This is a genomic window from Leptolyngbya sp. AN10 (genome assembly GCF_050565645.1).
Taxonomy (GTDB): Bacteria; Cyanobacteriota; Cyanobacteriia; order Leptolyngbyales; family Leptolyngbyaceae; genus Leptolyngbya.
This window is the reverse complement of record NZ_JBNXVP010000009.1, coordinates 183,143-207,296: the sequence shown is the minus strand read 5'-3', so window position 1 is coordinate 207,296 and position 24,154 is coordinate 183,143. Positions and strand designations below refer to the sequence as shown.

Annotated in this window: 18 protein-coding genes and 1 pseudogene; 10 read left to right on the top strand and 9 right to left on the bottom strand. The window is 47.3% G+C overall.

Going from position 1 to position 24,154, the window contains the following annotated elements; all coding sequences use genetic code 11:
• Window positions 1-40: 40 nt before the first annotated feature.
• From ACQ4M5_RS15440 to ACQ4M5_RS15430, 3 genes are all read right to left on the bottom strand, one after another.
• Window positions 41-802, bottom strand: a complete 762-nt coding sequence (locus tag ACQ4M5_RS15440; protein WP_430676526.1) for an ABC transporter permease — start codon at window positions 800-802, stop codon at window positions 41-43.
• A gap of 5 nt (window positions 803-807) precedes the next feature.
• Window positions 808-1,638 (bottom strand): ABC transporter ATP-binding protein, encoded by an 831-nt coding sequence (locus ACQ4M5_RS15435; RefSeq protein WP_430676525.1) that lies wholly within the window; start codon window positions 1,636-1,638, stop codon window positions 808-810.
• A 67-nt stretch (window positions 1,639-1,705) separates the two neighbouring features.
• Window positions 1,706-2,839: an ABC transporter substrate-binding protein gene (locus ACQ4M5_RS15430; RefSeq protein ID WP_430676524.1), complete on the bottom strand. Its 1,134-nt coding sequence runs from the start codon at window positions 2,837-2,839 to the stop codon at window positions 1,706-1,708.
• 511 nt (window positions 2,840-3,350) lie between these two features.
• On the opposite strand from ACQ4M5_RS15430, the gene ACQ4M5_RS15425 reads away from it, so the two are divergent.
• From ACQ4M5_RS15425 to ACQ4M5_RS15380, 10 genes are all read left to right on the top strand, one after another.
• Window positions 3,351-4,070, top strand: coding sequence for a GntR family transcriptional regulator (locus ACQ4M5_RS15425; RefSeq protein ID WP_430676552.1), 720 nt, complete (start codon window positions 3,351-3,353; stop codon window positions 4,068-4,070).
• A gap of 358 nt (window positions 4,071-4,428) precedes the next feature.
• A complete protein-coding gene (locus ACQ4M5_RS15420; protein WP_430676551.1) occupies window positions 4,429-6,084 on the top strand; it encodes an iron uptake porin in 1,656 nt (551 codons plus the stop codon).
• 125 nt (window positions 6,085-6,209) lie between these two features.
• Complete coding sequence (locus ACQ4M5_RS15415) at window positions 6,210-7,499, top strand: MFS transporter (RefSeq protein ID WP_430676523.1); 1,290 nt, start codon at window positions 6,210-6,212, stop codon at window positions 7,497-7,499.
• A 44-nt stretch (window positions 7,500-7,543) separates the two neighbouring features.
• Complete coding sequence (locus ACQ4M5_RS15410) at window positions 7,544-7,753, top strand: hypothetical protein (RefSeq protein ID WP_430676522.1); 210 nt, start codon at window positions 7,544-7,546, stop codon at window positions 7,751-7,753.
• Window positions 7,754-7,937: 184 nt separating this feature from the next.
• Window positions 7,938-9,167 (top strand): response regulator, encoded by a 1,230-nt coding sequence (locus tag ACQ4M5_RS15405; protein WP_430676521.1) that lies wholly within the window; start codon window positions 7,938-7,940, stop codon window positions 9,165-9,167.
• Between the two features lie 37 nt (window positions 9,168-9,204).
• A complete protein-coding gene (locus tag ACQ4M5_RS15400; protein ID WP_430676520.1) occupies window positions 9,205-9,570 on the top strand; it encodes a response regulator transcription factor in 366 nt (121 codons plus the stop codon).
• A gap of 2 nt (window positions 9,571-9,572) precedes the next feature.
• Window positions 9,573-10,148, top strand: coding sequence for a chemotaxis protein CheW (locus ACQ4M5_RS15395; protein WP_430676519.1), 576 nt, complete (start codon window positions 9,573-9,575; stop codon window positions 10,146-10,148).
• A gap of 27 nt (window positions 10,149-10,175) precedes the next feature.
• The gene (locus ACQ4M5_RS15390) at window positions 10,176-14,408 is read left to right on the top strand and encodes a GAF domain-containing protein (RefSeq protein WP_430676518.1); all 4,233 of its coding nucleotides are present in this window, start codon (window positions 10,176-10,178) and stop codon (window positions 14,406-14,408) included.
• Between the two features lie 78 nt (window positions 14,409-14,486).
• On the top strand, window positions 14,487-17,510 hold the full coding sequence (locus ACQ4M5_RS15385) for a hybrid sensor histidine kinase/response regulator (protein WP_430676517.1): 3,024 nt from the start codon (window positions 14,487-14,489) through the stop codon (window positions 17,508-17,510).
• Window positions 17,507-17,980 carry a chemotaxis protein CheW gene (locus tag ACQ4M5_RS15380; RefSeq protein ID WP_430676516.1) on the top strand — a complete coding sequence of 158 codons (474 nt, stop codon included), beginning with the start codon at window positions 17,507-17,509 and terminating at the stop codon, window positions 17,978-17,980. The genes ACQ4M5_RS15385 and ACQ4M5_RS15380 overlap by 4 nt, the downstream gene beginning before the upstream one ends.
• Here the strand turns inward: ACQ4M5_RS15380 and ACQ4M5_RS15375 are convergent.
• The 6 genes and pseudogenes from ACQ4M5_RS15375 to ACQ4M5_RS15350 all read right to left on the bottom strand — a co-directional run bounded on the left by ACQ4M5_RS15375 (window position 17,977) and on the right by ACQ4M5_RS15350 (window position 24,146).
• Complete coding sequence (locus ACQ4M5_RS15375; RefSeq protein ID WP_430676515.1) at window positions 17,977-18,213, bottom strand: Asr1405/Asl0597 family protein; 237 nt, start codon at window positions 18,211-18,213, stop codon at window positions 17,977-17,979. The genes ACQ4M5_RS15380 and ACQ4M5_RS15375 overlap by 4 nt on opposite strands.
• A 93-nt stretch (window positions 18,214-18,306) precedes the next feature.
• Window positions 18,307-18,543 (bottom strand): annotated as a pseudogene (locus tag ACQ4M5_RS15370) (IS1/IS1595 family N-terminal zinc-binding domain-containing protein); the annotation flags it as partial.
• 693 nt (window positions 18,544-19,236) lie between these two features.
• Window positions 19,237-20,853 carry a 2,3-bisphosphoglycerate-independent phosphoglycerate mutase gene (gene gpmI / locus ACQ4M5_RS15365; protein WP_430676514.1) on the bottom strand — a complete coding sequence of 539 codons (1,617 nt, stop codon included), beginning with the start codon at window positions 20,851-20,853 and terminating at the stop codon, window positions 19,237-19,239.
• A 233-nt stretch (window positions 20,854-21,086) separates the two neighbouring features.
• Entirely contained in the window at window positions 21,087-22,805 is a 1,719-nt protein-coding gene (gene abc-f, locus ACQ4M5_RS15360) for a ribosomal protection-like ABC-F family protein (protein ID WP_430676513.1), read from the bottom strand.
• A gap of 69 nt (window positions 22,806-22,874) precedes the next feature.
• Window positions 22,875-23,213 (bottom strand): DUF952 domain-containing protein, encoded by a 339-nt coding sequence (locus tag ACQ4M5_RS15355; protein WP_430676512.1) that lies wholly within the window; start codon window positions 23,211-23,213, stop codon window positions 22,875-22,877.
• Between the two features lie 480 nt (window positions 23,214-23,693).
• On the bottom strand, window positions 23,694-24,146 hold the full coding sequence (locus ACQ4M5_RS15350; RefSeq protein ID WP_430676511.1) for a VOC family protein: 453 nt from the start codon (window positions 24,144-24,146) through the stop codon (window positions 23,694-23,696).
• Window positions 24,147-24,154: the final 8 nt, after the last annotated feature.

The following is a 24,154-nucleotide window of genomic DNA, read 5'->3' as shown; positions in this document are numbered from 1 at the left end:
AGACCTGATGATCCTCACCGCTTTTATTTTCCCGAAATTCCTAACGCGCCCAGTAAATTACCTTCTTCTCAACAAAAATAAAGAAGACGTAGAGCAATACTCCCAGTAACGCCAGAATCAACAGGGCTGCAAATGCCAACGGAACGTTAAAGTCAGCAGTTGCTTGCACAATCAAGAAGCCTAACCCCGCATTCGAGGCAACCGATTCAGAAATTACTGCACCGATGAACGCGAACGAAGCTGCAATCTTGAGTGAGGCAAAAATGTAAGGCAAGGTGTGAGGCCATCCCACCTTTTGAAACGTTTCGATCTGAGTTGCTCCCAGCGCTGTCAGCACATCTTTCATTTCTGGTTCAACCGTATCTAAACCAAGTGCCACATTCACCGCGATCGGGAAAAATGCCAGCAAGAATGCCGTCAAAGTCGCCGGAACCGCATTCGCTCCAAACCAAATCGCTAACAGTGGAACTAATGCTGCTTTCGGAATCGTATTGAATGCAACTAGCAACGGATACAACGTGAGATAAGCAACTTTAGAGTAACCAATGATGAATCCTAGAATGACTCCAACTACGACTGCGATCGCAAATCCCAGCATCGTTGTCCAAAGTGTTCTTAGTGCGTTTACGGTTAATTGCGGCGCAAACGTGATCAACGCATTCAGAATGTTGGTCGGAGCGGGCAAATTAAACGGCGGAATCCTAAAGATAATCACCGCTAATTCCCACACAACAAACAGCAAAACGGTCGCAATAAACGGCAGCACAAATCCAGCCGATTTCGACTTGAGAAATTTTTCCATAGCAATTAGTTGTGATGAATGTGTTGGCGAATGCTGGCGAAATAGTGATTAAACTCGTCGCTGAGTTCCATCTCTAATGTTCTCGGACGCGGTAGCTCGATCTTGACTTTGTAGATAATCGAACTTGGGCGCGGACCCATCACATACACCGTATCGGACAAGAACACGGCTTCGCGCAAATCGTGTGTAATCAGAATTCCGACGCACTTCACCCGCATCCAAAGATTTTGCAGCATTCCCCACATTTCTTCACGAGTAAACGCATCCAGCGCTCCAAATGGTTCATCTAATAGCAAAATTTCTGGACTGTGAATCAGCGATCGACACAACGAAGCCCGCTGCCGCATCCCTCCGGACAACTGCCACGGATACTGTTTCTGAAAATCCTGCAATCGCACTGTGGACAAAATATCCTGTGCCATCCGGATATATTCGCCTTTACGCTGACGGAAATCTTTTTTATACGGCTCCACAATTTCCAGCGGCAGCATCACATTGTCGAGAGTATTGCGCCACGGCAACATAACTGGATTCTGAAACGCGATCCCGGTATTACGAAGCGGTTTTTTGATTGGCGTTCCCCGGTAGCGAATTTCCCCGATCGGAGCCGGATTCAGCCCCGACACCATCCGGAGAATCGAGGTCTTTCCGCAACCTGAAGGACCGACAAACGACACAAACTCGCCAGGATTAATTGACAAACTCACTTCATCGATAATCCGACGCATTGATCCTTCAAACGGATACTCTAGACCCACTTTATCGAACTCTAACAGCGGTGCTCCGTCCTGAAAGTCAGAGTCGATCGACAGCGAATCGACGCGAGGCTGAACCATAGTGTTTTCTGAAAATGTAGGGTGAATAAGCGAACAGGCTAAACGATTCGCCTAGCCTGAATTGATTTTAGGAAAGTGGTTTACGATCGGTCGGAACAGCCCGCTCTTCTTTTGGCGGCAGGAATTTATCGGTAAAGATATCTGCCACTGCTGGAGTCGTCGGCAATCCGAATCCTTCAGCCGTTTGCTTGAGAGTCTGTTCTAGTCGTGCGGGATCGGCTGCTCCCAAACCAAGCTTCTCCACCTCCGGATTCAGCAGCATTCGATCGAGTGCTACCTGCAAACGAACTCTTTCAGCCTCGCGATCCATCAGTTTCGAGTCATCCGATGCCATCACAGCATCCAGCGCGGCTGACGGATCTCTCAACGTATCTTGAAGTCCGCGCATATAGGCTCTGACAAAAGCTCTCACAGTATCAGGATTTTGCTCGACAAAACTAGCTTTCGCCAAAATTGTATTGCCGTAGAATTCCAGCCCATTATCGGTGTAGTAGAAAATGTTGATATCATTCAGCGTTTTGCCGCCTTTGAGCAAACCAGGAAGCGCCGAAGTTGCAAACCCACTAATTGCATCGACTTGTCCTTGCAGCAAGAAGCTTTCTCGCAGTCTCGGTTCCATCGTGGTCCACTCTACTGAGTTCGGATCAATACCAACCTGCTTCGCGAACACGGGGAACAGCTTACGGGGTCCATCTCCCGCAGGCGCACCGAGCTTCCTACCTGTCAAATCTTTCGGAGAGTTGATGCCCTTATCTTTTAAGCTCAAAATTGCAAACGGCGCTTTGTTTTGAGTGATCGCAACAGCAATCACCCGATCGTTGGGATTTTTCTGATTGAACTCCAGCGCGTTGTACATATCGCTGAAGGATAAATCAAATTTTCCAGTTCCCAGCTTGCTGATCGTATCCGCATTTCCGAATCCGCGCTCGTAGGAAACATTCAATCCTTCCTTAGCAAAATAGCCGTTTCTCATTGCTAGAATCAGCGGTGCATCTAAGCTTTGTTTCAGAAATGAAAGCTGCACCCGAACGGCTTTTAGTCCTTGAGGATTTTGAGTATTTGATGCGGGGGTAGAGCCGCCAGCAGGGGTATCACCGCCAGCCGCAGTTGTGGTCGGGGTTTGCTGTTGACAGCCAGCAAATAGCAGAATTGAGACAGCTAAAACAGCTAAATTTGAGAGGCGCTTTGATACTTTCTTCACAATGGTTCTCCAGAAGCAGGAATCGTTGATCTAAAATCGCGATCGACGACAAAAAGGATTTTGTAGGGTTTGCAAGGTAGCCGTTTCAAATCAACTCCGAAACAGTGCATTCGCACCAAGGTACAAGGTTTGACAGTACCAAAAGCTTTGGGTGTCGTCTCGTATACGGAATACAACATCCCAAAGAGCATTATTGTGATGATCTATCACGCTTTCTGTATCTGAAGATACTTGCTTTAACTTTTCTTAAGCGACAAGAAAGCTCCGGTTTCAAAAGGTTCCGACGCGAAGAGATAGAATGCTATCAAACGTAAAAACCAGTGTAAGATTTGCGGAAAGTTGGACTATCCACGTACCTCTGGCGCTACTTGCTTCTTCAGTTGATTTTGGAAGCCTGATTCTAGTGAATTGCAAAGCTGAGTCGCCAAGTTTGTAACTGTATCGATCGCTTTCTACACAATCTTTAATAGTCCGATGATTGTTTGTCAACTCTGCTGAGGATATTGCTTTGATGCTCTCTGCTCGATCGCTGCAACGCTCCCAACTGCTTCACGAACAAACCTACGAAATGCTGCGGACTGCAATTTTGTCAGGAGAACTCGCAGCCGGAAGTCGCTTGATCGAAACGCAGCTTGCGGAGCAACTTCAGGTGAGCCGAACTCCGATTCGAGAAGCTTTACGCCTGCTTCAACGGGATCATCTTGTCACGGTAGATGGTCAAGGAGCGATGCGCGTGGCGATGTTGTCGATCGAGGATGCTGTACAACTTTACGATTGCCGAATTGCTTTAGAGCAGCTATCCATTTCAGCCGCTTGTCGAATGGCAACTCCAGAACAAATCGAGCAAATCGAAGCCACCTTACAGCAAGCAGAACGAGCGATCGCAAATCCTTCTCACTCGCTCACCCCTTACCAACTTTTGCATTTAGATTATCAATTCCACCGACTGTTAGCAGAGAGTTCAAGCAATACTTGGTTAGTACAAATCTTGGATCAGGTGTTTGATAAGATGTCGCTTCTGCGCTTAAGAACGATCGAGCATAATCCCAATGTATTAGAGATTCGTGGCGAACATCGACGCATCTTAGAAGCGGTGCGAAAACGGGATGCGCTGGCAGCAATGCAGGCGATTCAATATCACTTAATTTCGAGTAAAGACCGTGTAGTAGAAGAGATTCAGGCACTTGAACAGCAACTCTCTGAGGAACCTTCAGATTCAGAAACGGTGTAGCGATCGTTCAGAAGTCGCATCTCTCTTCAGAAAGAAAACGTATACCAAATTACAGAACTCCCTAGATTTTCCGCTGTATTAGTTGGGAGTGTTTTTGTATACCGGATACTTTCCTGGTGTGAAGAGGAGTGGAATGGAAGTTACAAGGAAGCGGCTGTTCTTAGCCCCTGCTGCTGCATTGGCGGCAAGTTTTGGATTAGTTTCTGCTGCTGTTGCGGAATCAACAATCGACCCGCAAGCAGGAAGTACCCCGATTGAATCGATCGACACCACGAAGCTCAAAGAAGTTCCGAAAGCAACTGAACCGAGCGTGGCGGATTCATCAGCGATCAAGCCTGCAAACGGAATGCAGCGGGTAATGTCGGTTTCAGAACTGAGCGCATCTGACTCGAAAAAGCCCATCACACCTGGAATGGCTCAAGTCACTTCGGTGTCACAGCTTTCGGATGTTAGACCTACAGATTGGGCATTTCAAGCACTGCAATCTTTAGTGGAGCGCTACGGCTGTATTGCAGGATATCCCGATCGAACTTATCGTGGGAATCGAGCATTAACGCGGTTTGAGTTTGCAGCGGGACTGAATGCGTGTCTCGATCGAGTGAATGAACTGATCGCAGCTTCGACGGCTGATTTGATTAAGAAAGAAGATTTAACTGCACTGCAAAAGTTACAAGAGGAATTCGCCGCCGAATTAGCGACGTTACGCGGACGAGTGGATACTCTAGAAGCAAGAGCAACTACACTCGAAAGACAACAATTCTCAACCACAACAAAATTAACTGGAAATCTTTGGTTTAACCTCACTGGAGCTTTTCCAACCGGAGACATTACGGCTGAACGAAGTCTTGCAGGAGGCGGAAATAGCGCGTTTATCCCACCTGCTCGCGTCGGAGGTGTCCCCACACGAGTCCAGCGACGACAGCCAAATATTACCTTCAGCTATTACACCTTTCTCAACTTAACAACTTCTTTTACCGGAAGAGATCAGCTAGTCACACAGCTAGTCGCCGGAAACGGAAACTCTCCTGCAAACGAGCTTGTCTCCTCTGGCTTCTTCAACTCTTGGGGAACGCCTTTCACCGATCAAACAGGCTTGCCACCAAACTCAGGATTAGCAGTCCGTGAATTGTTCTACTCCTTCCCACTGAATGATTCAGTTCGAGTCGCATTTGGTCCTCGGATCAATTTCTACCGCTACTTTGACCAAAACCGCTTCACCTTCTTCTTAACTGGAGCAGGGAGCTTTAACTCCAGCGGTAGTACTCTCTCGAATGCTGTCGATCGAGGTTCCGGTGCAGTTGTCATCTGGAACATCACCCCGCAATTCCGTTTCACTGCCGCATATTTGGCAGAAAACACCGAATTCCTCAATTCAGCCGCAGGGTTCAACACCTCAAGCAACCCATCACGAGGTCTGTTCCGCAGCACCAATACTATCAGCGCTGAACTTGCCTACTCACCCAGTCCAGCGTTCAACTTCCGGTTCTTGTATACACGAGCAAATCTGTTCCCCACGAACGGCTTCATTGGCGGATCTGCGGGTGAACCTGTGCCCTATGGCTTCTTAGATGACGGATTTGGCGGTCGATTACGTGACTCTCCAGCCGATTCGATCGTAGCGAACTTCGATTGGTTGATCACGCCCCAGTTCGGCATCTTCGGACGCTACTCTTACGGGCGAACTAACATTAATCCGGTCAACCCACTCAGAGCCGAAGGCAGTGTAAAAGTGCAATCGTTCCAGTTCGGTCTTGGCTTCCCGGATTTGGGTAAGAAAGGGGCTTTGGGTGTCGTCTCATTCCTAGTTCCGCACCAATATATCAGCGGTCGTCAATTCCTGCTGTCTGGAAACGGTGACGGTGGAACCCAGTACGAGGTCGAAGCCTCTTACTTTTATCCATTGAATCGAAATATCGCGATCGTGCCCGCAGTCTACGCAATTTTCAACGCGAACAATTTCGATAGCAATCCAACCGTTTTCGTCGGCAACATCCGGACGCAGTTCAGTTTCTAATTTCCGTGATCACTCTATCCCCTTCCCTCTCTGGCACTGAGTCAGGGAGGGACTTCTTTCTCTAGACAGTCCACGATCGTAGAAATCGATTCGTATACTAAAGAGTCCGTTTAGAGAATTAAGTGATGCCACTCCGATCGCCCGCTGTGTTCCGTGCCTTACGATCGCGCAATTATCGCCTATTTTTTGCAGGTCAAGGCTTATCATTAATCGGAACTTGGATGACTCAGACAGCGGTGATCTGGCTGGTTTATCATCTGACGGATTCTGCTTTGATGCTCGGTGTCGTTGGCTTTGCTCAACAGATTCCAAACTTTTTTCTCAGTCCCTTTGCAGGAGTGTTAGTCGATCGTTGGAATCGCCGCAATACGCTGATTGTGACTCAAGCTCTATCGATGTTGCAATCATTAGCTCTAACGGTTCTAGCGCTCACTGGAACGATCGATGTTTGGCAAATTATTGCACTCAGCGTCTTTCAAGGCTGTGTGAATGCAGTCGATATGCCAACTCGTCAATCCTTTGTAATCGAATTGGTTGAAAAGCGCGAAGATTTGGGAAACGCGATCGCGCTAAATTCTTCAATTTTCAACAGTGCCCGATTAGTTGGACCTGCGATCGCGGGATTGCTCGTAGCAGCAGTAGGAACAACCGCTTGTTTTGCGATCGACACAGTGAGTTACATTGCCGTGATTCTTGGCTTGTTAGCAATGCGACTTAAACCCAGAGTGATCACCTTAAAATCAGCCAATTCAGGAGTATTTGAGCAGTTACGAGAAGGGTTCGCCTACTCATTCGGATTCCCACCGATTCGCGCAATTTTATTGCTCATTGGCTTAGTGAGCTTCGCTGGAATGCCTTACACAGTCTTGGCTCCAATCTTCGCTACACAGTATCTAGGCGGTGGAGCCGAAACCCTTGGATTTTTAATGGCGGCTTCTGGATTAGGGGCGCTTTGTTCTGCACTGTATCTAGGCTCGCGTCGAAGTGTGCTCGGACTTGGGAAAATTATGGCGATCGCACCTGCTGGATTTGGAACTGCAATCATTGTATTTTCACAATCTAGAATGCTCTGGTTATCAGTCATTGCACTATTTTTCGCAGGCGCAAGTTTAATATTGCAATCGACTTCAGGAAATACTATTTTGCAAACGATCGTCGATGAAGATAAGCGCGGTCGTGTGATGAGCTTGTACGCGCTTGCCTTTACTAGCATGGTGACGTTTGGCAATCTAATCGCAGGGAGTTTAGCGAATCAAATTGGTGCGCCAAACACCTTAGTCATCGGTGGAATGATCTGCATTGCTGGATCACTCTCCTTCGGTCAACAATTACCCGCACTCCGTCAGCTAGTCATTCCAATTTACGCCCGACTTGGCATCCTTCAATCTCCTCATCCTTATCAGCCTCATCCCTAGCGGAGATGCACGTGACACTGTAGCTGCAAATCGAGCCAAAACCCATGCAGTTACACCTTCTCAAACACGGCGACTGGGGCGGCATTATCGCAATGGCGATCGGGCTTGGCTCATTGCAAGTTGTTCTCGAAGAAGGCAGTCGCAAAGACTGGTTTAGCTCAGATTTAATTGCCCAACTCTCGATTCTTGCGTGGTTTTTCTGTCGATCTTTTTTACGATCGAACTCACCCAAAAATGCCCTTTTATTAAAGTAGCCAAAATCTATCTGAAATACTGCTTAGGTTGCTTACAGTTTGCATTGCTGATTTTTCTCCGCATTTCAAAGATTTCACTCTATTTTCTCCAAATTTAAAGTGAGCTTTATTTTGACCGTTGGGAAAAATAGACCTAGAACATTCTTGGGCAAGTCATAAAAGCCTGAATCTAGGGAAATTGGGCATGTTAGTTGATGATTCTTCAACCGATTCTCCGAGCGGTTTGCTTGGCATTCGTAGCCGGATGCACTTTAGCGGACGGTTAGATGTCTTCACCAGCGGACAGCAGTGGAGCTTATACCTCTATATGGGTCGGCTTATCTGGGCAACAGGTGGACCGCATCCCCGTCGCCGTTGGCATCGTTATATTACTCAGCACTGTCCTCAACTGAGTCCGGGAGCGATTGCCTTTGGCAACAGCGAAGCTACCGCGCTTCCCTCCACAGATACGCCTTGTCAGGACTATCAAACTCTCAATACTTTAGTTAAACGCCAGCAAGTCAGTCCAGAGCAAGCGGTTGCAGTCATTCGCAGCACCGTGGTCGATGTCCTATTCGACATTATTCAACAAGAAGAAACTCGACCTGTTACGTTCAAATCCGATGCCGAGGATATGTTAGAGGCATCTCTAGCATTGCTCAACGCAGAGCAGCTTCTCGGCGAAGTTCAACAACAGTGGAATACTTGGCGATCGCTGGGTCTTGCCGATCATTCTCCCAATCTCGCACCTGTCCTGCGTCATCCCGAACAACTTCAAGAACACGCCCCAGAAAAAGTCTACAAAATGTTGGTTTCGCTGGTAGACGGTCGAAGAACGCTACGAGATTTGGCGATGCTGATGAAGCAAGACTTACTCCAACTAACCCGCGTTCTCGTTCCCCTCTACCGAAAAGGACTGGTCGCTCTCACCAAAATTCCTGATCTCGCTCCTTCAGGAGTCCGCCCCGATGCTGTCCCTGCTTCGAGCAATTCTGGCATTCCGACTTCTGAAACAACTCGCTCAGGCATTGTGTCCTCGCCTCCAATCACAGGTTCAAACACTGCGCCTCTTATTGCCTGCATTGATGACAGTCTGCGCGAATGTCAAATCATGGAACGCATCCTCACCGAGGCAGGCTATCAGTTCGTTGGCATTCAAGACTCGATTCAGGCATTGCCAACGTTGCTAGAGAAAAAACCCGGATTAATTTTTCTTGACCTCGTGATGCCGATCGCGAATGGATACGAAATCTGCGCTCAAATTCGACGGGTCTCTGCCTTCAAAGATGTCCCGATCGTTATTTTGACCAGCAACGACGGAATCATAGATCGAGTTCGGGCAAAATTTGTCGGATCTTCGGGATTCCTCGCTAAACCAGTCGATGCCGATCGTGTATTAGCTGTCGCCCGAAAAGTGCTGCCTATTCACGATTGAACGATGATCCCTTCTCACTCTCAACTCGGAGAAACGTATGAAAACGGTTTTGGTAGTCGAAGATAGTATGACCGAAATGCAATTGCTCACGAGCTATTTGCAGAAAGCAGGATTAACCGTTGTGAGTGCTCAAAGTGGCGAAGAAGCACAAACCAAACTCATGACTCAAAAGCCTGATTTGATTGTGCTCGACGTGATTTTGCCCGGTCAAAGTGGATTTGAACTCTGCCGCGAACTCAAAGCCGACCCAAAAACTAGCCAAATCCCAGTCGTCATCTGCTCTACCAAAGATACAGATGTGGACATGATGTGGGGCAATTTACTCGGCGCAAACGCTTACCTCCCCAAACCCGTTGATCCCACCGCCCTCCTCAGCACGATCCGTCAACTCATGGTGGTTTAACGATGATGGATCTTGCTGAGTTCGCGACATCGCCCCAGTCCACTGCTTCGATTACCAGTTTGGAATCTCTGCTGAGTCCGCCTGCTGCGATCGAGCCGATCCAGAAATTTCTGCGGTTTCGGCTCGATGCGGCTCAGACGATGCTCTTAGCAGTCGAAGACATTGCCGCTGTGCAGACGATCCCCATTTCCGACATTCTACCTGTGCCTCAAATGAGTCCTTATGTCTTAGGAATGTCGAACTGGCGCGGAGAAGCGCTTTGGCTCGTTGACTTATTTCAGCAACTTGGCTTGAAAGCCAACACGACCTGGAGTGGAACGACTGCTGAAAGACTCGTGACGGTGAGCGCGATCGTTATTCAGTCCGGTCGGAAATCTCTCGGTTTAGTTGTTCCAGAAATTGACGAGATCGAAGAACACAATCCAGACAGCTTGCTAAAACCATCACCCGATCTGTTTCCTCAGTCGATTTCCACATTTATCAAAGGCTATTTTAAGCACGATCGCAGCGTTGTTTTAGATACGACTGCTGTGATTCAAGATCCAGATTTACAAATTCACCAATTTAATTCCTTTTAATCTTGTCCAGCCTCCAGGAGAAAGCCCATGTCCGCGTCGCGTCGTACTGAACCCACTCTCGATATGTCCTCTATGTTTTCTGCTGAACCCACGCTTGAAGAATTCACTGCTTTTCTCTCGGAAACTCCCGTTGAAACAAACGGCAACGATTCTACGATCGACTTTCAAGAGCCGATCGATTACACAAACGGCACAAATCGAGCAGAACCAGAGGACACCGGGCGAGAGATCCAGCAAGTCGTTACGGCTTTAACTGGATTGAAATCAGAACTCAAACGTGCCGGGCTTCTGGACAAGCCAAACGTTCAAAATCTTTTTCGTCAAGTAGCTGAATTTGCCGCCAATCAGCCGAAAAAATCAAATCAGCAAGGTGCATCTAGAGAACTCCGCTATCAGCGCAAGCAACTCAGCGCGATCGCGGCTCAAATGCGTCAGATGTCCGATCTAGATGCCTTGCTGAAAGTCTTTGTGAAAGTCGCCCGTGAAACGCTACAAGTCGATCGAGCAATCATTTACCGATTCGGATCACAAGATACAGGCGCGATCGTTGCTGAATCGATCCAACGTGGTTGGACACCTGCGCTTGGTGAATCTCCTGCATTGACTTGCTTCTGTTTCGATCAACCGGAAGACTATGTGAAGCATCAAGTTGTGGTCATTGAAGATGTTAACCGCGTCGATTTGATGCCGTACCAACACCAGCTACTTGAACAATTGCAAGTAAAAGCGAGTCTGAGCTTACCGATTCGTGTTTCTGGGCAAGCTTGGGGCTTACTTGTCGTTCATCAATGTTCGCGCACTAGACTTTGGCAAGAAGTTGAAATCAATCTTCTGCATCAACTGTGTCTGGAGTTAACGATCAATCTACAGCAATCGGAATTCTCGACTAAGCTATCTCAGCAAGATGAAGCAGAACGGGCGATTTTCAAGGTGATCGATCGCATTCGTCGATCGCTTGATCTTGATACGGTGTTCCGCACAACGACGCAGGAAATTCGACAGTTATTGAGAGCTGATCGAGTTGCAATCTACCGCTTTGAAGAAGATTGGAGTGGCGAATTTGTTTCAGAATCGACAGCACAAGGCTGGAGTTCACTACTTCAGGAGCAAATCGATAATCCGATTCTGAAGCAAAACATCAGTGAGTGTAGTGCTAAGACACTGGGTAATGGTGCTGCACGTCTCACTGATACCCATCTCCAGCAAACTCAAGGAGGCAAACTCGCGAAAGGAACCGCATTTCGAGCCGTCAGCGATATCTATGAAGTAGGCTTCTCGCCCTGCTATGTTGAAATGCTGGAACGCTATCAAGCGAGAGCCTATGTGATTGTTCCAATTCTGCGAAATCAGAAACTTTGGGGACTCTTAGCTGCCTATCAAAACTCAGGCGCTCGTCATTGGCAAGATGCAGAAATCTCACTGATGACGCGACTTGGAACGCAGTTAGGTGTTGCAATTCAACAAGCAGAGAACTTGCACCAATTGAAATCGCAAACTGAACAACTCTCGAAAGTCGCTGAACGTGAACGAGCAGCAGCACGAGTCGTTGAAAAGATCCGGACTTCGCTCGATATCAATACGATCTTCAAAACCGCGACTCAAGAAGTTCGGCAGTTTTTGAACACCGATCGCGTTGGAGTCTACCGATTCAATTCCGATTGGAGCGGTGAATTTGTTGCAGAGTCAGTTACACCGGGCTGGATTTCGCTGATGGAAGAGCAGATGCAAAATGCGACCTTCAAAGAAAACGCCAGCGATTGTGACATCAAAACGATCGGGAAAGCACAATCGATCGACACCTACCTCCAGCAAACTCAAGGAGGCGCATACGCGAGAGGCACAAACTTCAGAGCCGTTTCAGATGTCTACAAAGCTGGATTCTCGCCTTGTTACTTAGGAGTCCTGGAACGCTATCAAGCCAAAGCTTACGTCATTGTTCCAATTATGCAGGGCGAAAAGCTTTGGGGACTGTTGGCAGCGTACCAAAATTCAGGTGTTCGCCACTGGGAAGAGTCTGAAATTGCATTGATGATTCAAATTGGAACTCAACTTGGAGTTGCCATTCAACAGGCAGAGTACTTAAAACAAGTCGAAACTCAGACCGAACAATTAGCAAAGTCAGCCGCACGAGAGCGCAACTTTATTCGTGTGATCGACCAGGTAAACAAGTCTGTGTTAGACAAAATTCGCCAATTTGATGACATTGAAACGATTTTTGGACAAACCGCTCAACAGATTCGGCAATTTTTACAAGTTGATCGCATTGCCATCTATCGCTTTAACAAAGATTGGGGAGGTGCTTTTGTCTCCGAATCGGTTGCACCAGGATGGTCGCGTCTCGTTGGACCAGATATTCACACCGCTTGGAATGACACACACTTGCAAGAAACCCAAGGGGGACGCTATCGCAACAACGAAAGTTTCGCTGTAAGTGACATCTACAAAGCGGGACATCTGCCATGCCACATTGAGATCTTGGAGCAGTTCCAAGCCAAGGCATATATGATTGTGCCGATCTTCTCAGGACAAAAGCTTTGGGGATTGATGGGAGCTTATCAGAATAGCGCTCCACGTCACTGGGAAGAGTCTGAAGTGAACTTGCTGGCTCAACTTGGTGCACAGTTGGGAGTTGCAATTCAACAATCCGAGTATGTGTCACAAATTCAGCGACAAGCAGAGCGGGAGAAGATTCTGGCGAAAGTGAGCGATCGTATTCGTCAATCGATCGACATTGTGCGCCAATCTTCGGATATCAGCACGATTTTCCAAGTAACAACCCAAGACATTCGCCAACTTTTGAAAGTCGATCGTGCTGCTATCTATCGCTTTAATCCAGATTGGAGTGGCGATTTTATTTACGAATCGGTCACAAACGGTTGGGGTAAGCTTGTCGGAACCGAAATCGGGACGAATGTAAAGGATACCTATCTGCGAGAAACTCAAGGGGGACGCTATCGCAACCGGGAAAGTTTAGCGATCGATGATATCTACAACGCTGGACATGATCCCTGTCACGTTGAGCTTTTGGAGAAGTTTGAAGCGAGAGCGTATGTTCTTGTTCCAGTCTTCCGAAATCAAGAGCTTTGGGGAATTCTCGCGGTGTATCAGAACGGCGGAACGCGGCACTGGGAAGAAGCTGACGTGATTTTGCTGAATCAGATTGCAGGACAGCTTGGAGTCGCACTTGAGCAAGTAGATTCGCTGGAAAAACTTAGAATGCAGTCTGAACAGTTGACGCAAGCAGCTCAGCGTGAAAAAACCGCAAAAGAGCAACTGCAAATGCAAGTGATTCAATTGCTAGGCGCGATTAAACCTGTATTCTCAGGAGACTTAACGGTTCGAGTTCCAGTGGTTGAAAATGAAGTGGGCACGATCGCGGATGCTTACAACAACACGATTCAAAGTTTGAGAAAAATCGTAACTCAGGTGCAAACTACAGCATCGAAAGTGTCTAATACTTCTCGGAGTAGCAGTGGTGCGATTACAAAACTGACTCAGCAGGCAGAAGAACAGCTACAAGAAGTCACTCGTGCCTTGGATCAGCTTCAAGCAATGGTGAGTTCGACTCAAGCAGTAGCGGCAAATGCTCGACAGGTAGAAACCGCACTACAACAAGCGAATCAAATGGTTCGATCGGGAGATGCTGCGATGAACCGTACCGTTGATGGAATTCTCGCAATTCGGGAAACGGTGGCGGAAACCAGTAAGAAGATCAAACGCTTGAGTGAATCGTCTCAAAAGATCTCGAAAGTTGTGAGCTTGATTAGCAGTTTCACGACTCAGACTCAATTGCTGGCGTTGAATGCTTCGATCGAGGCAACTCGCGCTGGAGAGTACGGACGCGGATTCACCGTGGTTGCAGATGAAGTGCGATCGCTGGCACGACAATCCGCAGATGCAACTCGTGAAATTGAAAAGCTGGCACAAGAAATTCAATCCGAAACGAGCGCGGTTGCGACTGCAATGGATACGGGAATTCAACAGGTTGTGAGTGGAACGGGATTAGTGAGTGAAACTCGTCAGCAATTGACTGAGATTATGACTGCTACAGCACAAATTAGTCAGTTAGTTCATGGCATTACTCAGGCAACCTTGGCACAAACTCAACAATCCAAGTTAGTGACTCAATCGATGACTGATGTGGCAGCACTGGCAAACAAAAACTCGGCTCAGTCCAGTCAAATTTCGTCATCGTTCCAGGAATTGCTGACTACCGCACAACAACTGCAAACCAGTGTCGGACAGTTCAAAGTGAGTTAGGGAATTCGGGGTTAGGTTCTGATTTAGTGCCTAACCCCGATCGCATCTTTCGCCCAAATCTAGCCCTCTGATTTCTCTATGGTTTCTGACCCTAAACTCCGTGAGCAAACTTACTCGTACTTTTTGACGGAAGCACAAGATTTACTCCAATCGATCGAGCAAAATCTATTCTCGCTGCGTCAAGATCGATCGGCTGCAAAAGTCCACGAATTGATGCGATCGGCTCATACTCTTAAAGGAGCCGCCGCCAGCGTCGGATTTGACAGCATGAAGTCGATCTCACATTCATTTGAGGATGTGTTCAAAGCACTGTACAAGCCTGAAGTTGAATTAGATTCAGAGCTTGAAGCATTGCTGTATGAAGGATACGACTGTTTACGAATGCCATTGACCACTGCGATCGCGGGTGTGGCTTGCCAAGATACAGAGCTATTAAATCGGGCTGAAGCGATTTTTTCTAAGATTCGCAATAAGCTTGGTAAGCATTTTGATGCAAATGCAGCATTGCCAACATCAGCAGAATTAGGATTCGACATTGTTCAATCGCTGTTTGAAACCGGAGTACGAGAGCGACTTGAACAGTTAGCGATCGCGATTTCAGAGGGCAATCCAACAACGATCGCTCAAACGCTAAAAACACAGGCAGAAGTTTTTTCAGGATTGGCAGAGTCGCTGAATTTAAAGGGATTTGGTGCGATCGCTGAAACAACAAAGACTGCTCTCAAACGCAATCCGGATCAAGTCATCGAAATTGCTCAAGCAGCACTCGCAGATTTTCGACAGGGACAAATCGCAGTCCTGAAAGGCGATCGAGTTTTAGGCGGTGAAGTTTCAGTCACTCTCAAACAACTGGTAGGAGCGCAGAAATCGAATCGGGCTGACTCTCAAAGAACGCAGCGTACTTGGGCAAGATTGAAGCAATTCTTTCGACGTTCGGCAAGCTCTTCTAATCCTCCAGCGATCGAACCGTTGCCGATCAAATCTGAACCTGTTTCGCCTGCTCTAGTGACAAGCGATCCATTCGTGATTGATCCTGAGCTTGAAGCATTAGCAAGTCAGTTTGAAGAATTAGAACAATCTTCAACAGATGACGGGTTTGAACTTTGGGATACTTCATCATCTGAGCTATCCAGTCCTGCACTTCGATCAATCGAAGTTCAACCGATCGAGGCTCAACCCCTTGAACCGCTGCAACCCATTTCTCAAAAGCCGACTGTTCAAGACACCGTTCGGGTTAATTTAGCCCATTTGGAATCGCTGAACTTTATCACGAGTGAGTTGCTCATTCATCAGAACCAGCAATCGCTACAAGATGAGCGACTTCAGGTGATGTTAACGGAATTGCTCGATCGATTAAACCATCATCAACACGTTCTCGCACAGTTACACGATTGGGCATTTATCGCACCGGAACGTTTATCTAAGGATGCTCAATATCTGACAGGCAGCGATATCAAGCAGCGATTCGACTCGTTAGAACTCGATCGATACAATGAGCTTCACTTACTGGTACAAACTGCATTAACGGAAGCCGAACAGCTTGAAACTTCAGCAGAAGCGATCGGGTTTTTAGCCCGCGAGTCTCGATTGGTGCGGAGTAAGCAGGGACGGCTATTAACTAATCTGCGAGATGATCTGATTACAGTTCGGATGTTGCCGATCGGAACAATCCTCAATCGATTCCCCGCAGTGATTCAGCAACTGAGCGAAACACATGGTAAAACCGTCAAATTGAAGCTCGTTGGAACTCAAGTGATGGTAGATAAAGCACTTGCTGAGAGGCTTTATGATCCATTGCTGCATCTAGTTCGGAATGCGTTTGATCATGGTATTGAATCAGATGCCGATCGACAAAGACAAGGAAAGCCGATCGGTGAAATTGAAATTCGGGCTTATCAACAAGGAAATCGTACCTTTATTGAAGTCAGCGACGATGGACGCGGTTTGAACTTACAAACCATTTGTCAGCGTGGATTTGAACAACAGCGATTGACTTCTAATCAAGTCGATCAATTTACCGAAGCTGAATTGCTGAATTTGCTCTTTGAGCCTGGGTTCTCGACAGCTCAAAGTATTACCGATTTATCAGGGCGAGGCGTTGGACTGGATGTAGTGCGATCGCAAATTCGATCAATGCAAGGGAACGTGACTGTGACCTCAGTTCCAAGCCAAGGCACAACGTTCTCGATGCAGTTACCACTTACGTTGATTAGTGCCAGATTGTTAGTCTGTCAAGCAGGAAACGCAATCTACGGCATGATTTCTGAGGAGGTTGCTCGAATTGTTTCACCCGATGCAGTAGAAACCGAGCAGTTTGGTAATCAGCGGGTTCTTCGTTGGCAGCATGAAGGAGAAGAGCATACAGTTCCAATTCATTCTCTTTCTCGTGCAATCGCTTATACGAATTGGCTGGCGGGAATGCAATTAGCCATCTACCCATCCGAAGAGTTTGGCGCGGTTCCGACGTTGACTTCATCGATTTTGGTGTTCAAACATCAGACTGGATGGGTTGGAATCGAGGTCGATCGCGTTTTGGGTGAACAGGAACTCGTATTGCGACCTGTAGGAAGCGCGATCGCATCACCGAGTTACGTTTATGGCTGTAGTGTTTTGGGAGATGGTCGATCGTTATTGGCGATCGATGCCTTGGGACTCATTGAGCAAAATCATACAAAGCCTAGTTCTGTGGCGACTCCAATTGAGCCAACAATCGTTCAACGAACCCGATCCGTTTTAGTGGTTGATGATTCGATGACCGTTCGGCAAGTTGTTTCAGCCGCGTTAGATAGTGCAGGCTATCACGTGATTCAAGCCAAAGATGGATTGGATGCGATCGAGCAATTACAGCGCCATCCTGAAGTAGAAATGATTACTTGCGATGTTGAAATGCCGCGCTTGAATGGTTTCGAGTTTTTGATGCAGTATCAGCAGGAAGCTCAACTGACTCAAGTGCCAGTCATTATGTTGACTTCTCGCACGAATGAGAAGCATCAACAATTAGCGAAACAATTAGGGGCAGCGGCATATATGACCAAGCCGTTTGATCAGAGTGAGTTAATTCAGGTCGTCGATCAGTTGATCAAAGGAAAGGTGGCGCGATGAGTCAAGTCATGAATCGGTCTCAGGCTGCAACAGTTCGATTGATTGTCTTTGTGATCGCAGGCTATCGATTGGGGCTTCCAGTCGATCAAATTCTGCGGGTCGTGAATTGCCCGGAAGAGTTGAAGGCGCAAACTTCAGAGCGGCTTGAATTGCTACCCTTGGGACAGCATACGATTTCGGTGTTGAATTTGCGATCGCAGCTTAGTCTCAATCAAGCGCGGACGACACCCGAAAATGATTTTTTAGTCGTTGCAAAACTAGGCACAGACCTTTGTGCGATTCGAGTCGATGCGCCGCCGGATTTGATCGAAGTTGAGGCGGCAACGATTCGACAATTACCTGCACCGTATCGCCAAGGTCATCCTCTAAGTATTGCGAGTCAAGTCGTCGTACTGCCACAAGGGAAAGCAACACTAGCAATTTTCCTGCTGGACTTAAAGCGAGTTTTGACGATGTTAGAAGCCGCTTAGGCGCGATATTTCCAGCACCGTTCCAGACCATCAACTAAGATTTGACGCGGGATGGTGGCTTGACGCATGACGCTCCAGAGTTGGATGAATGCGATCGGGCTATTGATCTGAACGGTTAGCGGTTGATAGGCGGTACAAGAGCAGGAAATATCGAGTTCGCAGAGTCGGCGGTAGACTTGCCAGCGATGGTCGCCTTCGATCGTGTAATGGATAGGTGAGGAATCTGAAATCATGTTGATTGTTCTAAGAAAGGGATGATCGGGCTAAAGCAGCAAAGTTGAGAATTCGTCTGGATGTTCTTCGAGATCTGAAGGGTCGGATTCGGCTTGTTTTACCCAATTGATGATCGTGTTGTGACTGATTCCAGTTGTGCGCTCGATCGCTCTAAATCCGACACCATCTCGATACATTTTTAGGCAGATTCGTTTGGCATCCTCGGAGTAGCCTCTGACTGAACGAGCCTCGACGAATTGGCGACCACAAGCTTTACAGCGGTAGTTTTGCTTACCTCGGCAATGACCGTTTCGATTGATATCAGCAGAACCACAGTTGGGACATTTCATTAGTTTATGAAGCAAGACAGTTTTTGCACGCCTAATCAGTAAGATTGAGATTTTTATGAATAAAGCAAGGTTATTCTCAGTTAGCTTGGGCAAGAAAAACTCAATTTATAAGCCTTGTTTTGCAATTTCAGATGAACAGTCTTCACACTTATTCATCTGCTTATTCGCTTGAAGACGGTAGAGAATTTAGAAAATTATTATTCGATGAGAAACCAATCATTGTTGAAACTGCTTCTCAATAAGAAAGAATAGATTAATTGAGAAATCTTGTCAAGAGAATTGAAACGAGATTCGATCTGTTTTGTCAAAAGGTATAGAAGAAATATTACGCACGAGTCTCTGATTCTCATTGGTGAGTGTCGATCGCTCACGCACGAGTCTTTGATCCTCATTAATAAGTCTTGAATACTCATGCACGAGTCTTTGATCCTCATTAATAAGTCTTGAATACTCATGCACGAGTCTTGATTACTCGTTTACGAGTCTTGAATACCCATGCACGAGTCTTTCAATGTCTCTGATGAGTCTTGGTCACTCGTGAACGAGTCTTTGATTCTCATCGGTGAGTCTTGATCACTCGTTCATGAGTCTTTGATCCTTATCAACGAGTCTTGAATACTTGCCGCCATATAACAACATCCCCTCTGCACGACAGAATTGCACAGAGGGGATGTTTTGGAATTCACGATCGCACTATCGCGCAATCTTCACTGGAGTCCGGTTCGCTCTGACATCGAATTCGGCTTTCTGAATTAATGAATGACCTGTCATCTCTTCAGGGATTGGGAGCTTCAGAATCTCTAAAATCGTCGGAGCGACATCTGCCAATCGTCCATCCTCTCTCAGAGAGACCTCGGTTCCATGTCCTGGAATCTTCAGCCCTTCGCCTTCTACGAGAATGAATGGAACTGGATTCGTGGTGTGTGCTGTCCAAGGATTGTGGTTTTCGTCCCACATTTGTTCAGCGTTTCCATGATCGGCAGTAATCAGTGCGGTTCCACCTGCTCGGTTAATCGCTTCTAGCAAGCGTCCCAAACATCGATCGACGGTTTCCAATGCCTCGATCGTGGCTTCAATTTGTCCGGTATGCCCAACCATGTCGGGGTTTGCATAGTTGAGGATGATCATTGAGTAGATGCGCTTCTCGATTGCCGCGATCGCACCTTCGGTCACTTTTTCCGCTGACATGGCAGGCTTCTTATCGTAAGTCAGCACCATTGGACTCGGTACTAATTCGCGATCTTCTCCGGGGAAAGGCTCTTCTAAACCGCCGTTGAAGAAGTAAGTGACGTGAGCATACTTTTCGGTTTCAGCCGTCCGCAGTTGGCGCAATCCATGACGGGAAACGACTTCTCCAAGGATGTTGCTGAGGTTTTGTGGCTCAAAGGCAACTTTGACGGAAAGCGTGGGATCGTACTGAGTAAAGGTGACAAATGAAAGCGGCGTGATTAACGATCGTTCAAATCCGTCGAAGTTGGGATCAACCAGGGCTTGAGTCAGTTGTCGCGCTCGATCGGGTCGGAAGTTGAAGAAAATCACACCGTCTCCAGACTCAATCGCTCCCGGTGCAATCCGAACGGGTTCGATGAATTCGTCCGTGATCCCTGCTGCATAGGAAGTTTTCAGCACCTCGATCGCGCTTTGTCCTGTGCCTTCTCCGGTCGCGGACATGGCTTTGTATGCTTTTTCAACGCGATCCCAACGTCGATCGCGATCCATCGCGTAATAGCGACCGCTCACCGTTACGATTCGTCCAATTCCCAGACGATCGATTTCAAGCTGTAATTTCTGAAGTTCCTCAACTCCCGACATGGGTGTAGTATCGCGTCCATCGGTAATCGCATGAATACAGACTTGTTCAATTCCTTGTGATTTCGCGAGTTCGAGCAATCCAACGAGGTGCGAAATGTGAGCATGAACGCCCCCATCCGAACACAAACCGATCAGATGCAGCTTTGATCCCCGCGATCGTACTGCTTCGCAAACTTCAACCAACTTAGGATTCTTGAGCAGGCTTTTATCTTCTACAGCGTCGGAAATTCGCACCAACTCTTGAGGAACGACGCGCCCTGCACCAAGATTAAGGTGTCCGACTTCTGAGTTGCCCATTTGACCATCTGGCAATCCCACATCCTTACCCGATGTGCGAATCAGCGTGTGAGGATACGCTGCCCATAAACTATTCATCACAGGCGTGTGGGCTTGTGCGATCGCGTTACCGTCGCGATCCTCTCGATACCCCCAGCCGTCTAGAATAACAAGCACCACAGGAGAAACAGGCGGTTGCCCCATATTGTTCTGCCCTTTCACTGAAATATTCTCCGCAAATCATACCATTGCTATCGCGACCATTCACTTTTTCCTACGCATGAAATCCTGAACTGATTGTTTTATTAATGATCTCTTAAGACTCACATCAGATCTGCAAATCACAGTAGGAAATTCCTCTCAACAATAAATGGTTTGCCATTAGTCTAAATACTCATAGCAAACCATTTATACCCTGTTCTTCTGTTTTGAATAGTAGCGGCTTTCAACAGAAATTACGCGCTTTTTTGAGCTTTCTTTCCCTTTTCTTTGGCTTTTTGTTTGGCGCGTTTTTCTGCGACTTTTGCAGCTTGTTCTGCCTCGATCGCTGCGAGTTTAGCTTTTTCTTTCTCCTCGGCAGTTTTCTCTAGATAATAGTGGTAATCGCCCCGATACAAGCGGAGTTCACCGTCTCGAATCTCGACAATTTTGTTTGCTGTTTGTGAGATGAAATATCGATCGTGCGATACAATCACGACGCTGCCATCGTAATTTTGAATCGCTTCTTCCAACATTTCTTTGGCGGGAATATCTAAGTGATTGGTCGGCTCATCCAGAATCAGTAAATTGGCGGGTTTCAGGAGCATTTTTGCTAATGCTAGTCTGGCTTTCTCGCCACCGCTGAGGGATTCTACTTTCTTGAAAACGGTATCACCGCTAAACAAGAATCGCCCTAAATGTGTCCGAACTTCTTCGTTTTTCCAGTCCGGAACCTCGTCGTGAATTGTATCAGCGACCGTTTTATCTAGATCTAGTGCTTCTGCTTGATTCTGCTCGAAGTAGCTCGGAATGACGTTATGATCCCCTAACTTAATCGTGCCTTCAACGGGTTGTTCGCTTCCGGTCATTAAGTGGAGTAAGGTCGATTTTCCAGCCCCATTCGGTCCTAAAATTGCAACGTGATCCCCACGTTCAATCAGCAATTCTGCGCCTAAGAACAGAATCTTGTCGCCATACATGTGCGTGAGGTCTTCGATAATCACAACCTCGCGACCGCTTCTGGGCGCAGGTGGAAATCGGAAGTGAAGCGTTCTAACATCCGAATCGGGAGCTTCGATCCGTTCAACCTTATCTAACTGTTTCTCTCGGCTCTTGGCTTGAGTACTTCGAGTGGCACTAGCGCGGAATCGATCGACGAATGCCTGCTGCTTTTCGAGTTCCTTTTGTTGCCGCTCAAACGCACTCATCTGCGCGTCCCGCTGTTCTTGTTTCTGCTGCAAGTAGGCGGAATAGTTGCCCAAATACGTGGTCGATACGCCGCGCTCGGTTTCAACGATTTGGGTACAGAGTCGATCGAGGAATTCACGATCGTGCGACACGATGACCATTGGAGTAGACAATTCTTTCAAGTAATTCTCCAACCACTCGATCGTTTCCAAGTCTAAATGGTTCGTCGGTTCGTCTAGCAGCAAGAGATCTGGGGATTGGAGGAGGATTTTACCTAAACTCATTCGCATCTGCCAGCCGCCACTGAACGCGCTGACTAATCGATCGCCATCATCCGAATCGAATCCCATCTCTGGCAAAATCTTCTCGATCCGCGTTTCCAGTCCATACCCGTCCATTGCCTCGAATCGTCGCTGCAACTTGTCCATCTTGTTCAGCAACTTATCGAGTTCTTCCGGTGTTGCGGTTTCCATCGCCCGATGAACCTCAGACAGCGCTTCATGCACTTCGTTGGCTTCCTTAAACGCTCGCCAAAATTCCTCTCGAACCGTCCGAGTCGGGTCAACTTCAAATTCTTGCGTCAAATAAGCGATGTGCAAACTGCTTGGACGAATGACTTCGCCATCCGTCGGCTCGATTTCGCCTGCAATAATTTTCAACTGCGTGGACTTGCCTGCACCGTTGACACCAACCAAGCCGATTCGATCGCCGGGTTTGACTTCCCAGTTCACATCTTTCAGAACTTCGCCAGTCGAATAGATTTTGCTGACGTGTTCAAGTCGCAACATATAAAACTCCAAGGGTTAGGAATGCAGGCAAGTTTTAAAATCTTAACAAAACCTGTCATTTTCGGAGGTTTAAGTTAACAACTGCTTTGGCAAAGTAAAAGATCCGTCAGAATTTGGCGGAAAATCGATGATTTGCACGATCGCGTCCGCATTTAATTCCCCATAGATATGAGGAAAATCCCCAACTCCTTCGACAGGTTCGTACTTCACCTCTGCGTGAACCCGATCGACCTCGATCACGAGCAAAACCAGATCGTGCACTCCCCGATAAAACTGATTCGCAACCCAAATGACTTGCTCAGGCGTTGAACAATGGATGAATCCTTCCGTATCGAGCGAGTCGGCTCGGTAAGTCCCCGACTGTTTTGCTGCGATCGCACGTTCTCGATCGACAATGTGCAACAACATTAATTCAGTGATCCCAGGTCTAGTAAGGGAAAGGAAAAGGCGTGGAAGAACGGGTTCGGTGCTTCTTTAGGTTTCGGTGTCCCAATGCCAGCGAACAATGCCAAAAGTAGCGTTATGGCGATCGCCTGTAGGAATTTTTCTAGCATTTCAAACCTCACTCGATTCTCAGGAAAGCGAAAAGCGTCCACCCTTTGCATGATTTTACTCAAGTTTCATGCACATGAGCGTATCTTTTACAGTCCTATAAACTTTTGCTCTATCACGTGATCTAACTCACTTTTTGGTCAAAATACATGACCCGATGAGGCGATTCCGAATGACCTGAACGGGTGAGGCGAAGTCGAGAGAAAAAACGATACTGTATCAACATTGCTACTCTCACTGATTCGAGACACGATTCATGTTTCAACAGCTTCTTAAAAATTGGTGGATTTGAATCAATCATTTCCACAACAACTGTGCAGCCGTTCCGCTGTGATCCTATGGTGCAGGATTGCAGCGGATTTCTAATAAAAACCCATCGGGATCGTAGAAGTAGATACCGCTCCCAGTGGGACGAGTGACGGGACCGTGATCGATCAGGACGTTGTAATGATGCAGGACTTCAACGGCTCGATCGAACAATTCTGGCGCGATATCAAACGCGAAATGATTCATCCGTGTGAAGCCTTTTTTCGGGTCAGGATCAGGCGGCGTTAGCTCTGGCTCCCAAAATAAATCAATAATTGTTCCATCTGGTGTTTTGAAGTTGGCAACTTTTCCAGCCGCAACTTCATTTTTCAGCGTTTCGGGCACTTCTGCTCCGGTCAATTCATGCAGACCTAAAACAGTGCCATAGAAATGGCGGGAGGCTTGCATATCTTTAACATTGAGTGCGAGATGATGCACTTCGCGGAGACAACCTGCAAGAGAAACTGTAGGAGTTGACAGCATGGTTCGTG